The 14,347-nt window shown below is 51.9% G+C and carries 10 protein-coding genes and 1 tRNA gene; 4 read left to right on the top strand and 7 right to left on the bottom strand.

The window, feature by feature from the left end:
• Window positions 1–70: 70 nt before the first annotated feature.
• A tRNA-Met gene (locus SMB34_RS10180) sits at window positions 71–147 on the top strand.
• 471 nt (window positions 148–618) lie between these two features.
• On the top strand, window positions 619–1,785 hold the full coding sequence (locus tag SMB34_RS20650) for a DUF418 domain-containing protein (RefSeq protein ID WP_051682234.1): 1,167 nt from the start codon (window positions 619–621) through the stop codon (window positions 1,783–1,785).
• Window positions 1,786–1,862: 77 nt separating this feature from the next.
• Here the strand turns inward: SMB34_RS20650 and SMB34_RS10170 are convergent, their stop codons facing one another.
• From SMB34_RS10170 to SMB34_RS10160, 3 genes are read right to left on the bottom strand one after another with little or no spacing between them, the layout of a single operon-like run.
• Window positions 1,863–3,059, bottom strand: coding sequence for an aminotransferase class I/II-fold pyridoxal phosphate-dependent enzyme (locus tag SMB34_RS10170; protein ID WP_037989784.1), 1,197 nt, complete (start codon window positions 3,057–3,059; stop codon window positions 1,863–1,865).
• The gene (locus SMB34_RS10165) at window positions 3,056–4,414 is read right to left on the bottom strand and encodes an MATE family efflux transporter (RefSeq protein WP_051682233.1); all 1,359 of its coding nucleotides are present in this window, start codon (window positions 4,412–4,414) and stop codon (window positions 3,056–3,058) included. Before SMB34_RS10165 ends, SMB34_RS10170 begins: the two co-directional genes overlap by 4 nt.
• A complete protein-coding gene (locus SMB34_RS10160) occupies window positions 4,414–5,496 on the bottom strand; it encodes a GNAT family N-acetyltransferase (protein ID WP_037989783.1) in 1,083 nt (360 codons plus the stop codon). Before SMB34_RS10160 ends, SMB34_RS10165 begins: the two co-directional genes overlap by 1 nt.
• A 306-nt stretch (window positions 5,497–5,802) precedes the next feature.
• On the opposite strand from SMB34_RS10160, the gene SMB34_RS10155 reads away from it, so the two are divergent.
• The gene (locus SMB34_RS10155; RefSeq protein WP_051682232.1) at window positions 5,803–8,412 is read left to right on the top strand and encodes an amino acid adenylation domain-containing protein; all 2,610 of its coding nucleotides are present in this window, start codon (window positions 5,803–5,805) and stop codon (window positions 8,410–8,412) included.
• A gap of 13 nt (window positions 8,413–8,425) precedes the next feature.
• On the top strand, window positions 8,426–9,736 hold the full coding sequence (locus SMB34_RS10150) for a lysine N(6)-hydroxylase/L-ornithine N(5)-oxygenase family protein (protein WP_037989781.1): 1,311 nt from the start codon (window positions 8,426–8,428) through the stop codon (window positions 9,734–9,736).
• Between the two features lie 74 nt (window positions 9,737–9,810).
• Here SMB34_RS10150 and SMB34_RS10145 read toward each other — a convergent pair whose 3' ends face one another.
• From SMB34_RS10145 to SMB34_RS10130, 4 genes are all read right to left on the bottom strand, one after another.
• Window positions 9,811–10,449, bottom strand: coding sequence for a sigma-70 family RNA polymerase sigma factor (locus SMB34_RS10145; RefSeq protein ID WP_156962662.1), 639 nt, complete (start codon window positions 10,447–10,449; stop codon window positions 9,811–9,813).
• Between the two features lie 158 nt (window positions 10,450–10,607).
• Window positions 10,608–11,168, bottom strand: coding sequence for a siderophore-iron reductase FhuF (gene fhuF / locus SMB34_RS21135; RefSeq protein ID WP_167332758.1), 561 nt, complete (start codon window positions 11,166–11,168; stop codon window positions 10,608–10,610).
• Between the two features lie 221 nt (window positions 11,169–11,389).
• The gene (gene fhuB, locus SMB34_RS10135) at window positions 11,390–13,396 is read right to left on the bottom strand and encodes a Fe(3+)-hydroxamate ABC transporter permease FhuB (protein ID WP_051682231.1); all 2,007 of its coding nucleotides are present in this window, start codon (window positions 13,394–13,396) and stop codon (window positions 11,390–11,392) included.
• Entirely contained in the window at window positions 13,393–14,337 is a 945-nt protein-coding gene (locus SMB34_RS10130) for an ABC transporter substrate-binding protein (RefSeq protein WP_051682230.1), read from the bottom strand. The genes fhuB and SMB34_RS10130 overlap by 4 nt, the downstream gene beginning before the upstream one ends.
• Window positions 14,338–14,347: the final 10 nt, after the last annotated feature.

The following is a 14,347-nucleotide window of genomic DNA, read 5'->3' as shown; positions in this document are numbered from 1 at the left end:
AAAACATCCAGCGCCGCCTCACTTCATGATGCGGCGTTATCTATTTAACCCACCGGTTAATACACCCTGACGCGGGGTGGAGCAGCCCGGTAGCTCGTCAGGCTCATAACCTGAAGGTCAGAGGTTCAAATCCTCTCCCCGCAACCAAACGATCAAACCCCGCTATCCGGCGGGGTTTTGTCGTTTTGGCTTCGGGGATGACGGATGTTGAACCCGCAAACAGGCCAAGCCTGTTTGCCAGGTTCTTTGCGGAGGCCATTGGCCGGAGCTGAGCGAGCAGCGCGAGCGCTAATCCTCTCCCCGCAACCACTTCTGTTATAATTCGCTCCTGTGCGAGATATAACAATGCTCTAGATCAAAACACCCTGTTCGGTGAAAGTCGAGCGGGGTGTTTTGTTTCATAGGTTACGGTTTACGAGTTGCGAATTTTATTTGCTTTAGGGATGGTTGCCTCAATTCGGGGCTATATTGATCGGTAGCTCTACTGTTCACGTAACGAAATTGATCGTAAAGATAGAGATGCGCTCTCGCTTTGAGATATAGCGACCGTCTTTAGCCTGAACTTGCAGATGTCCCAAACGTCTTTCCTTTAACGCGTTATCATCAAAGGAAAGATAAATGTTCAAGCAACGCGAACCGTCAATTGATGCACTTCGTGCGTTTGCCCTGTTTGGGATACTCGTGGTCAATCTGCCATTTTTTGCCATCACGTATGGCTTTGCCGGTGGGGCATGGCAGGATGCAACGCCACTTTGGGCGAATGCCATCGCTGCTGGTGTGATTCAGGGGCTATTTGAAAGCAAGTTTATCCTGATCTTTTCTGCGCTGTTTGGTTTTGCTGCTTTTCAACAGTTTCAACGTTACGGTCTGTCATTCTACATTCGACGTCTCGCGGTTTTGGCATTGTTTGGCCTGGTGAACCTTACGCTGCTGTTTGAAGCAGACATTCTTTTACCCTATGCCTTCATTGGTCTGTTGTTGATCTTTGTACGCAATCATTCGGTCCGTACTCTTCTGATCTATTCCGTCGGACTATGGGCTTTGGCTGTTATTGGCAATGCCATGTTTGGTGTAAACACGATCATAAATCCTGCACCTTATATTGCACCCGACATACCGCTCTCCGAAGTGTTGGCGTCGGGAAGTTTTGCCGATGTCATGGCCGTCCGGCTTGATAGCTGGAGCGGGTTCCAGCTTTACTGTCTTTGGAGCAATTATCTGTTGGTGGCATCAGCGATGTGTGGCGGGCTGGCCGCCGCACGATATTGTGATGCGCTTGGATTTGATGCTCTGATTGCCAGGTTGCGCTTGATTGCATCGTTTGCTGTCATCCCGGCAATTCTGGGTAGCGTGGTATATGGTGTGTTGGCCGCCTTGCCGGCATCAGCAGAACCAGAACGCTTCTTTATGATGACCCTGATTTTGCGTCCTCTTTTCGCTGTACCGCTGTCTCTTGTTCTGGTGTCAGTGGCGATGGGAGGATTCATGTCGAAATCATGTGCCGGTTTGACATCGTTCATTGCACCGGCAGGGCGCATGTCACTGACCATTTATCTTGGCATGTCATTGATCATGGGACTTGCATTTTTTGGATATGGTGCAGGATTACACAATCAGGTCAGTTTGATCGACTGCCTGTGGATTTCATTGGTGATGTATCTGGGATGGGTTGTGTTTGCGCAAGTCTGGTTCAGGGTGACATCGCGCGGCCCTCTTGAGCGGATACTGGCGTTGTTGGCCCGCCCCGGATCTCGGCGGATTGAGGTTTCTGTGAGCAGCAGTTAGTTCTGTCTGTTTGGCAAAGAACGAAAAGGGCGCCGTCTTGGTGCCCTTTGCTTTTGGTCGCTCTGAAAAGCCTGCGTCTACCGTTTCAGAGCGACGGCAATTGCCTGTTTGAGGTCGGCAAGCAGGTCTTCGGGGTTCTCAAGTCCGCCATAGATGCGGACAAGTTGCGGGTTGAGTTTGAAGTGACGGAACGCGCTGACATCGTATTTCTGATGAAGTACCGCAGCCGCAGGCACGACGAGGCTTTCAGGGCCGCCCCAACTGACACCCAGGCGAAATATTCGAAGTGCGTTGCTAAAAGTCCGGATATCAACGGCGTCATCAAGAATGATCGAAAACAGGCTGGAATGACCGTGCAGGGTTTTATTCCCGGGGTGGTCACTGAAACCGGAATAAAGCACGGATGAAACCTGTGGATGCTCGGCAAGATTTCTGGCCAGATATTCTCCGTTCAGGGCGTGCCTTTGCATCCGCAGTTCGAGGGTATCAAGCCCACGCAGAAGAAGCCATGCTTCAAACGGTCCAAGCTTTCCACCAAGATAGGGGAAGGTCGATCCGTTGATGCGGTCGATCAATGATTGTCGTCCTGTAACAACGCCTGCCACGGTATCGCTATGTCCTGACAGGAATTTTGATGCGGCATGAATGACAAGGTCAATGCCGTGATCCGCAGGTTTTTGAAAAAAAGGTGTCGCCCAAGAATTATCAATGACCGTAATGACCTCGTTTGACTTCGCAGCAGAGGCGAGCTTTTCAAGGTCCTGTAACTCGAAGGTAAGCGATGTCGGGCTTTCCAGAAACAGTAACCTTGCATTCGTAATAGCGGCAATAACGGCATCGGTATCTTTGCCATCGACATAGTCAATTTCGACGCCCATTGGTCTGAGCATCGTTTCAAACAGGCGATAGGCATCCGAATAGACATTATGGACAGTCAGAATTCGATCACCTGGTACAACAAGGGCCATGACCGTTGCGCTGATAGCACCCATCCCACTGGCAAACGCCCGGGAGGCTTCGGTGTTCTCCAGCCTGGCGATTTCGCGTTCGAAGGCCATGACAGTCGGGTTGTCGCCACGGGCATAGATCGGTCCACCAGGATTCCCGGCATAGGCATTTGCCATGTCGTCAAAATCACGAAATGCGAAAAGGGATGTTTGATAAATCGGTTGAGAAACAGCACGGAAGTGTCGTTCATAATTTGGGTCATGCGCACCCAAATGCCGTGTTTCGCCCTGATGTATACTCAATGGCTTTGAGGGCAGTTCATTCATGATGAAAGCTCCTTGATGGGAAGTGATCTGATCCCCGAAAAGGTAAGGAAAACCGCAAGCAGGGTCGTCAGCACAGCGGCAAGTGCAGGTGCTATGACAATTCCGTCAAACCCGATGGCCGTTGGTAAAAGGATGGCGAGTGGGATCTGTATGTAACCTTGTGGGGCCATGCTTACCATCGCTGCGTGTCGGGCATTGTTGGCGGCCTGAAACCGCGACACCATTGGTTGGTAGATCCCGATGCATGCGATCTGGATGGCGAGAACATCAAGCAGATGCCCTCCAAATTCGACAAGATCTGTACGATCAACAAATGCCGTAATCAGTAGGTCACCAAACAGAAATGCAATAACGGCACAGCTGAACGAAAAACTGGTGCAATAAAGAACGATCCCTTTGAAAACGGCATCAAAGCGATTTTGATTATGAGCACCGGCCGCATAACTCAGGATCGGTTGTGCTCCAAGGCAAAAGCCGATGATTGGCAGGATTGCCAGCAGCACGATGCGAAGAGAAATGGCCAGTCCGGCCAGTTCATCCTCGGTTCCATGAACGTTTGCCGCCTGCATCAAAATGGCAAAGCAAACGGATGCAAGTATAGTCGTCGAGCTTGCCGGTATGCCAAGCTTTGCGAAAGGATAAAGGGCAGGTCGCCATTTCAGTTGACGAAGAGCCGATACCGCTGGATGCACATGGCCCAGACGTTTGCGGAAGTAATAGATATATGCGCAAAGGGCCGCGACCTGCGAGATAACGGTTGCCCAGGCCGCGCCGGCAACGCCCATGTCAAACCCGAAAATCAGGATCGGATCAAGGGTCATGTTCAGACCAAACGATCCGATCAGGGTGTACATGGAGAACCGGCTGTTGCCTTCGCCTATTGCAATGAAATCACATACGATCTGCAAAAGTACCAAGATGGCGCAGGCACCAAGAATCCGCATATAGATTGCAGCTTCACCAAAGGCGTCACCGCTTGCACCAAGGATATGCAGGATCGGAACATGAAAGAGGAAGATCAGGGTGGCAACGATAATTCCGAATATGATCGCCAGTGCCAATGCGAGTGAAGCCGCACGAGTTGCATTATTTGCATTTCCACGACCAAGCGCACGACCAATTTCGGTTGAGGCCGTGATACCCAATCCATGACCAATGGCACCGACAAGCATGAAGCACGGGATGGAGAGCGTTACACCAGCCATGGCACTGAGCGCATAATGCGAGACAAAAAAGGCATCGACAACCTGATTGATCGCATTGATCGAAAGCCCCGCTACAGAAGGCAAGGCCAGTCGCAGAATCAAACGCATGATCGCAGGATCATTCAGGTCCGGAAGTTCGCGTTTACGCATCAGGATATATCCTCGTTACGAACAAAGTCCGGAACATGAAGCCGGTCATCAAAGAACCGTTCACGCAGTAGCATCACCAAAAGAGATGTTTTGTGCGGGAAGCGAACCTGTTTGAGACCAGCAAAGCCTGAACGTAAAAGATTGCGGATTTGCTGGTCATGACCAGCGTCGGGCTCGCCGACGATCCGCTGGGTGCGAGGATCATCAAGAAACATATAATGCATCAGTGATGGCAGCCATGCTGTGAGGTACTCCTTGCCGCGAAAGGCTTCCTCGCCGATTGCAACATGCCAGCCACGATCAAAATCCTCCGCCGCGTAGTGTTCGCCCAGCCGGTCCTCCTGTGCCCAATAGAGTTCGAAATACCCGAAAGGGGCATCGTCAAAAAATCCGATAAGCGGTTCGGTTCGGGGATCATTCAGTCGATTCTCAAGGAAGGTCTGATGCTTTGCTTTCGTGCCAGATTCTTCCCAGAAAACATCTACGCGTGGGTCATTCATCCATTTATGGAAATACCCAAGGTGGCGCGTTGGATCAGCCAGTTCAAAACGGATCGTTTTATTGATCCATGGAATGTAGCGGGAATAGAGCGTCTGGTGCGCGCTTGGTCGACGAACCGGATGGCGACGGCCATTCGTTGAGGTGTAGCGTAGCGGAAAGCTATTCCTTTCAGGATGCTCCAGCCAGTTAAGAGACAGTTGGTATAGGTCACCTGAATAGATGGTATTGTCGCCTGCAGTGTGAGTAATCAATCCACTTCGGGCCATCTGGCTAAGCCAGTCAGGATCAAGTTGATTGGGAAGGCGGATTTCATAGCGTGCCGGATGAACGGCAAAAAGCGCCTCGGCCAAAGCAGCCAAACCATATTGGTCAAGAACACATAAAGTCATACTGGCGATATCATCAAGGACGATCTGATTTGATGTCAGTGTAAAATAAAAGTCGTGATTCTCGTTTTCGCCAGACAGGTGCAGGTGCCCACCTTCGACTACGGAATGCCGCCTGCCCACCTGCTGGAAGTGTTTGATCTGAAATGTTTTCATCGAGGATTGTGTTGGGCTTTCTTGTGTCATGACATTCATGTCCGGGACTCCTTGTTTCCATGGTACCAGCCCATCGGGGCCGATTATCTTGCTCTAGTCCGGACGAGTGAGAGGGCAGGAAGTTCAGTGATCTTTTTTGCGTTTGCGTGCAGAAAAAACTGAATTTACATCCGAACGGATCGTCTCCCCTGCAAATGCAATAATTGCTTTGTCAGCATGGAGACGACCATGAACGGTTCTCAGGCGGTATCTGCCGCTTCTTTTGATTTGGCTACAAAGCCCTTTTCCAAGTCAGACCAGCACTTGATTACGAATGGATTACCTTGGGCAGAGGCCCCTTGGCCCATGACGGGGTATCCACATGAAGTCATTGACCGTTTTTGCCAAAGCGATCCGGACCGGACAGTCATTCTGGCGACGAACGATGACTGGTCGCGCAAACGTTTGAAGCAAACCTCAGACGCGATTGCACATGCGCTTGTGGCAAGGGGTGTTGGGGTTGGTGACGTTGTTGTTGTTGTTTTGCCGAAGTCAGCGATGGCGATTGCCGCCATTCTGGGGGTCTGGAAGTCGGGTGGTGCGTTTGTTCCGGTGGACCCACAGCATCCCGAAACCCGCAACCGGCATGTGCTATCTGATTGCGGTGCGCGCTTCGCCGTAACCAGCCGCGATGGTTTGGCAAGCTTGGGCAACCATGATCTTGAAGCCGTTCTGGTTGAAGATGTCGGGACAGAGGAAGTCCGGTTTGAAGCTACAACACCGAGTGCAGATCAACTGGCCTATGTCATCTACACATCTGGTTCGACAGGAAAGCCAAAGGGCGTGATGGTTGATCACGGTCCTCTCGTTGATCATTTGAACGCGACTGGTCCGCTTTATCTTATGGATGAAACATCGCGGGAACTGCCATTTCTTCCTTTTTCTTCGGACGGTGGCCACGAACGATGGATTGTCCCGCTGATGGCCGGGGGCAGCATTCTGTTGCCAGATCAGCTTCTCTGGACACCTGAAGACACGGTCGGTGCGATCCGCAATCACGGCGTTACGCATGCATCGTTTCCGACAAGCTACGTTCATGAATTGGCCGGCTGGTTACGAGAAAAGGAACAGACACTTGATCTGACGCTTTGTTCTTTTGGTGGCGAGGCAATGCCAAAAGAAACCTTCAATCGCATCGCTCGTGCGATCAATTCACGCTATCTGATCAATGGTTACGGCCCGACCGAAACGGTGATGACCCCAATGTTATGGCGGGTTAATCAGGATCAGCTTTGTGAGACAGTAACCGCCCCGATCGGGCGTCCGGTTGGTGATCGTTGGGCCTATATCCTTGACGGTGATGGCAATCCGGTTGCCGATGGCGAGATCGGTGAAATCCATCTTGGTGGATATTGTGTGGCACGCGGCTATAACAATTTGCCGGAAAAGACCGACAGCCTTTTTGTTTATGACAAATTTGCGCTTGCCGATGACGCGCGGATGTATCGCACCGGTGATCTGGGGCGTTTCTTGCCAGACGGCATGATCCAGTTTGCCGGACGTGTCGATGATCAGGTCAAAATCCGTGGTCATCGGATTGAACCAGCGGAAATTGAAACTGTCCTGCGCGGGTTTGATGATGTTGCCAACTGCGTGGTTATCGCGGCGGATGTTGCATCCCGGCTTGAACTGATTGCCTATGTGGTTCCGCGATCGGGTGCGTCGGTTGATACCCGCTCAGTTCGTGCGCGCTTGCAGCAGCTTTTACCAAGCTCAATGGTGCCTGGTTACATCATTGAGATGACGATGCTTCCGCTCAATGCCAATCACAAGGTCGACAAGGCACAGCTTCCTCTGCCACGTCGGGAAGGTACGATAACGCTTCCTGCAAATGATGATGAGATCGCTGTGCTTGCGATCTGGAAATCGGCACTGGGACTTGATGACATTGGCGTTAGCGATAATTTTTTTGAAATCGGGGGAAACTCGATCACCGCTCTTCGGGTGCTGGGAAAGATTCGTGAACAGTTCCCGGATAGAAATGCTGAAATCACCGATCTTTTCAATTTCCCGACAGTCCGAACCTTTCTGACGGCGCTTTTTGAACCGGAATGCAAACCGGGTGCTGACATTGTGCATTTGCAGAAAGGCAGGCCAGAGCAGCCCGTTCTTTATTGTTTTCCGGGGCTTCTGGTCAGCACGCGTGAATATATGAAGCTGGTTAAAAGCCTTGGTGCGGATCAATCGGCTGTGGGGTTCATGTGCCATTCGCTTTCAGACAGTCAGGAACTTGACGTTTCTGTATCAAACATTAGCGCACGCTATGCCGAGATCGTGCATCGCGAGGCCAAAGGACGATCCTGTGCATTTCTTGGCTGGTCGTGGGGAGGCTTGCTTGCCTATGAAGCCGCCCGGATGTTGGGCCGCGATATTGATCTGCGTCTGATCGGTATGGTCGATGTTTGTGACATGGATGATGATTTTGATCTGAATGCCCGACCAAAATTCCAACCGGGGGAGCGTGAGGAGATCGAAAGCAACATTCGCCGCTGGCTACAACAAACCGCAATGCGCGAGGAATGGGAACGCCTTTTGGCGCTGATGGATGATCTTGCCTATGCGCAGTTTGTCCATTTCGTCGGTAAAAGCGAATTTGGCCTTCCGATAGATGGTCCAGGAATTGGGACACGGGAGCACACTTTTTGGGTGCTGATTGATAATGCCCTTGTCTTTCGGCGCCATGAACTTCTTCCTTATGACGCACCAATCGCATCCTGGCTGGCAGGTGATACCGTAAGTCGCAAGCTTGATCTCATTGACTGGCAGGCCCTGTCACGTCGGGCCGAGCAACCAGAACACATTCCTGGCACAGACCATTTGACCATCATTGGTGACCCTGCATTTCACAGACTGTTTGGACGACGTTTGCAACGTGCGTTTGAACAGACAGTCAGCTCCGAATTTTCAGGCAATTAGAAGGACTCAGAAGATGGATAAGCTGGATCTGGTCGGGATCGGGATTGGTCCTTTCAATCTTAGTCTTGCGGCACAACTTGATGACGTTCGCGATGTGAAATATGCATTTCTGGAACAAAAGGCTGAATTTGCCTGGCATCCCGACATGATGCTGCCCGGTGTTGAACTTCAGACATCTTTCCTGAAGGATCTTGTGACCCTTACCAACCCGACAAGCAAATGGTCGTTTCTGTCCTACATGGTCAGCCAGAAACGTATGCTTGATTTCATGAATGCCGATTTTGCAGCCGTACCGCGTCGGGAGTTTGCAGCGTATCTGAAATGGGTTGCGGATCATCTTGGCGGGCTTCTGTTCAATAATGCGGTGCGGGAAGTCGAATTTGACGGCAATGACTTCCAGGTGCGTTCAGACAATGGCACCTATGTGGCGCGCAATCTTGCAATTGGCATCGGAAAGCCTGCTTTTGTGCCCGGTTGGGCACGTCATCTGCCGGTTGAGAAATGTTTCCATACAAGCCAGGCAAAATCGCGATTGCCTGATTTGCATGGCAAACGGGTCGCGGTTATCGGCGGTGGTCAGAGCGGGGCGGAGCTTGTGGAGTATCTGCTTGGCGGAAATGACGGGAATGTGGAAGAAGTCCTTTGGCTGTCACGGCGGGATAATTTTGAGCCACTTGATGATACGCCGTTTGTGAATGAATATTTCACCCCCGGATATGCTGATATCTTTGCCAGATTGCACGATAGCCGGAAGCAGGAGCTTATGTCGCGCCAGAAGCTGGCAAGTGACGGGGCTTCGCTTTCGACATTGAAGTCGATCTATCAGCTGATCTATCGGCAAAGATATCTTGATGAGGGTAACGTCATTGCGCGATTGTTGCCGCAACGTGAGGTCTTTCAGGTTCAGCATGATGGGGAAGATTTCAGGATAGCGGCGCGCAACGGCCTAAATCAGGATGTTGAATTCTTCCATGTCGATGCATTGATCCTTGCAACAGGGTATGAAACGGCCTTGCCGGAATTCATGGCACCATTGCGCCCACGTCTTGAAGAAGGTGTGTCTGGTGCCTACCGGCTTGATGCGGATTTTCGTGCCTGTTGGGATGGCCCGGCTGATCGTAGCATCTTCGTTCAAAATGCCGGGCGTATTGATCTGGGAATCTTTGAACCACAGCTCAGCCTGATGGCATGGCGCAGTGCGAAGATCGTCAATGCACTGATGGGGCAGAATGTGTTCGATCTCGATCAAAACCGGCCAATTGTCGATTGGGTTGCAGATGGGACGCATGTGGCAGATGGCGCTGTGGTTCAGGCGTGGGGATAGTATGGTGTGATAATTGATCGGCAAGCGGCCGGGATAAATAGTTTTTATCCCGGCTGCCGATCCCTCCTTACCAATCAGGCGGGACGCACCAGTTCGGCATTTTGCAGGGCCTTGCGACAACTTTGATCGGCCAGGTGAATATAGGCGCAGACAGATGCCTTTGAAACGCCGATATCTCTGGCAATGACGTTTTGCGCATACCCATCGACACGGTGGCGATAAAAAGCATTGCGAACATGGGGCGGCAGTTCCTGCAAGGTGTGTTCAATGACGCGCAGGGCCTGACATCCGCTTAGTCGTGCTTCCGGACAATTGGCAGTACCTGCCGGGCAGAACTCGGTTTGGTCACTGCCTGAAAACAGGCTGCGTTCAAATGTCATCTGCCGCACCTTGTCAATGGCCATGTTGCGTACAATGCGGGTGATAAATGCACTTGGCGTGGAGACTTCCTCGTCAATCTGTATAGTTAGAAGTTTGGCATATGTGTCCTGAACAATATCATCTGCAAGATGTGGGCATTTGACGATGGATTGGGCAATGCGACGCAGCTTTCCTTCAATGTCCCGGGTTTTGATCAGCAGTTCGTGTCTCTGTTTGTGCTCAAAGGATTTCGGCTCAAGTCGGTTTGATAGGTGCATTTTCCAATAGTCTCCATTGGTTTGCTCGTAAGTGAAATTAATAGTCACTTGCAAATTTGGGACGTGGCTTTGCACTCTCCGTGAGGTCGATACATCTTTTGTTTTTTGAGCAGGGCCTGATGGTGCTCCAAACCCGCCTCATGATTCATGAGACGGGATTTCTGATCGCTTTCAGTAAGGAAAACTGCGTGTCCGGAAAGTGAACGCAGTTATGCAAGGGGCTTGTGGAATTTCTAGAGTTTTGCGAGCGGGCAGGTGGGGCATATTTTGACACTGGTGAGCAAATACCGCAGGCAACAGACACGCCTGGAAAGACTGCCATCTTCTGATTGTTTGGTGCTGTATGGATTTGCCAGAGGGTTGCGCATATCGTCGGGGCGTTTTGCATCACTGATCAGCGGTACAAGCGAGATACGGCTGTCCTTGAGAACGTGTTTTTCGACATAGGCAATTAACACGCCAACATTTGACCAGAATACTTTGGGGGAAACCTTTGATGAGGTTGAAAGCGACATGATCAGAGGGGTGAGATGCATGGAGATCAGATCATCAAAATGTGCCCATGAACAAGGTGCCACAGGATCGGTGACCGTTTGGCGAACGTGCCTGTCGGTTAAATCAAACCCCACCGGGCAATTGACGTCATCTGACTTCATGCTGACAAAGCCAGCCTGAAACGGCAGTACTACTTCCCCCCAGGCACCCATGACCAGCATAGGCGATAGAAGAAGCCCGAAATACCACTGTGACCACATCGAAACCGCGGCACGACGATCATCATTGGGATATTTCATCTTGCAATAGTGATCCAGCAGCGGGGAAAGGCATTCGGGATCATGCAAGTCAAAACAGTCAATACCGGCCTTGGCGTCGGCAGTAACGTGATGACGTTCGCCGAGCCCCTGATAGGGGCCCTGAAAAACCTGAGCCTTGATTTCCGAAAGCAGTTTGCTTTCTGTCCCGTTGATGGAGGGCTGCCGCGGCGGCAGGTTCGATTGATTGTGTGGTGCTGACATCATGATGAGGTTTGTCCGATACGCATAAGAAGCCAAACCAGAACCGGTCCGGCAATGATCGCAGCCATCAGGCCAGCAGGTATTTCCCACGGAAAGAACAACATCCGTCCAAGCCAATCGGCACTCACCATCAGGGCGGCACCGATAAAAGCAGCTCCGATACTATGTGAAAGCGCGTGGCGGAACCCGGCTAATCGCGCAAGATGTGGGGCAATCAAGCCGGCAAAGCTGAGCGGCCCTACCAGCAATGTTGCCGCGGCCGTCAGAATGGCAGCGAACAGCAACATGCTGCCACGTGACACCGACAGGTCCACACCCATCGACTTTGTGGTGATGGGGCCTAGCGGAAATAGATTAAGCCAGCGTGCAAGCGCAGGCAGGATTGGCAGGGCGGTAACAGCAACGATTGCAAGAATAGTGGCACGGTCGAAGCCCAGCCCGTAAGTGGACCCCGAACTCCAGGCCAGAAGGCGTGCGGCACGTGGATCGCCACCTGCCATCAGGAATGCAATGAAACCATCAAATAATGCTCCGATTGCAATTCCGGCAATAAGAATGCGCTCCGGTGCATATCCCGATTTCCGCGTCAGGACAAAAATCGCAACCAGTGTCACGAATGCGCCAATTGCGGCCCCGGAAATCAGAAGCCACACAGATGGTGCGTCAATCGCAAAGATGATGGCGATCATGCCAATTGCCGCCCCGGCACTAACACCGAGACTTTCGGGGCTGGCCATCGGGTTTGCTGTCATGCGCTGCAAGACGGTTCCGGCAATTGCCAGCATTGTTCCAGCCGCGATTGCCCCCAAAATGCGCGGGCCACGCCATGGCCAGACAGTTTGCAGATCATTTGTCCATTGAAGTTGCCAGAACCCATTTACGTCACGTCCTATGAATATCGCACCCGCAATGGCCAGCAGGACACAAGTTCTAAGGATCATTCTGCTTTGCCGAAGGCTCCTATCCTTCGTCGGGATTGCTGTTGTGCTGCGTGATGGTGGGGAATTGGCACGTAGTTGCCTTATGAGAATAATTAGTAATGGCCCGCCGAAAACACCGGTCAAGGCCCCTGCAGGAACAAGAGTTCCGAGATGACCCGAAAGGACCTGTACTCCTTGGTCGGCGGCACAAAGCAGTAGAGCTCCAAACAGTGCAGATGCGATCAGTTTGTGGCGCAGGCGTCTTATACCGATCATGCGTGTGATTGCGGGACCAGCCAAGCCAACAAAACCGACAATACCAACTGCGGCAACGGTAACTGCCGTCAGCCAGCAGCCGATCAGGAGGCACAGCATACGCAGTCGGGCCGGTGATGCACCAAGGGCCGTTGCCTGATGATCATTCAGGTTCAGCATCTCAAGCGGGCGGGCCAGCATAATTGCAACGACCATCCCGATCGCGACTTTGATGGTCAGCGGATTCAAAATGTACCAGCCATCCTGAGTAAGATCACCGCTGCCCCAGATAAACAGGCTTTTGAGCCATTCATGATGAATGATTGCAAGGGCGGTGGTCACAGCCCCGCAATAAAGCCCAATGATCATACCCGTCAGAATCACCACCAACGGCGAGAAACCGCTACGTCGGGCCAAGGCAAAAACCAACATACCGACCACTAAAGCACCCAGCAGGGCAATCATATCGTGGCCAATGACAAGTGCGCCGGGAACATACAGTGTTGCCAGTGTCAGAAACAGTTTTGCCCCACCAGCAAGGCCAAGTGTGGACGGTGACGCTAACGGGTTTTTGAGGGTGTGCTGAAACAGTGCACCGGCCGTCGCCAAACCTGCACCGGCGACAAAGGAGATCAAAAACCTTGGCACCCAGCCATGGGTTAGCAACAAGGATTGTGTACCCGACGCAGATGCAAGATCGAAAACTATTGCAGGGTTCAGGCTTCCCGTTTCGATATACAGTGAAAGGGCGCTTAGCAGCAAAGCTGCAATGAAAATCGTCGTCGGTATGGTGCCCAGATATGCGGGGTGGTTACGCAATGTTGTTGTCATGATGATGTCGCCTCGGCATTCTCCGGCGTGGCTTGGGTAAGCGACTTTGCCAGCAGGTCGGCAAAACGACCGGCGGCAAACAGGCCACCAAATGTTGCAATCGGGGGCATCCTGATCAGCCCGTAGCGTTTGATCGGTGGAAGTTCGGAAAGAATGGGACTGTGATCAATTGCCCGGTCAACATTGTCAGGCACCGGTTCGATGGCAATCATTGCGGCATCGGTATATTGCGCGACCTGATCAATCGAAACGGTCGCAAACCCCCAATGATTGGTTGGGCCAGTCCAGGCATTCTGGATGGGGAGTTGCGCAATAACATCCTGCATCAGACTGTTTTGGCCAAATACACGCATGTGTCTGGGGGACAGCATGCTGGTAATCAAAACCGAACGGGCTTTTGGAGTTGAAAGTTGTCGGGCAGCATGTTCAATTCGCGCAGCTGTATCAGCAACCAGTCTATCGGCGGCGTTCGGGTGACCGGTGACGTCGCCAATTTTGCGTGCTGCGGTAACCGCATTTGAAAACGGGGTTTTGCTGCTGCTGTAAATGTCGATTTTTTCAATCGGTGCCAGATCACGTAGGCTGGCATATTGGTTTGCATAGAAGCTGCTGGTCAGGATCAGATCAGGTTTAAGCTGTGCCAGACGTTCAAGGCTTGGCTGGAAACGTGCGCCAAGGTTAATGACCCTATCTGGAACAGCCGGTTCCTGCACCCATGCCCGATAACCCGGAATATCGGCCATCGCTAACGGAACAATCCCCATCGCCAGTGCCGTTTCGCTGATTGCGCCGTCTGCGATCACGATGCGTTTGGGAACTGCCGCCGATGTGGTTTCTGCCATCAGGCCGGATAAAGCGTAACCGCATCCTGATATAATCGATGCCTGCGTGACAAGGCGCAGGAATGATCGGCGTGAATATAAATGGATTGGTTTATGCATTGAAATTCGT

This window comes from Thalassospira permensis NBRC 106175 (assembly GCF_000714555.1).
GTDB lineage: Bacteria > Pseudomonadota > Alphaproteobacteria > Rhodospirillales > Thalassospiraceae > Thalassospira > Thalassospira xiamenensis.
Note: the sequence above shows the minus strand (reverse complement) of the source record. Positions and strands in the feature narration are given on the sequence as shown.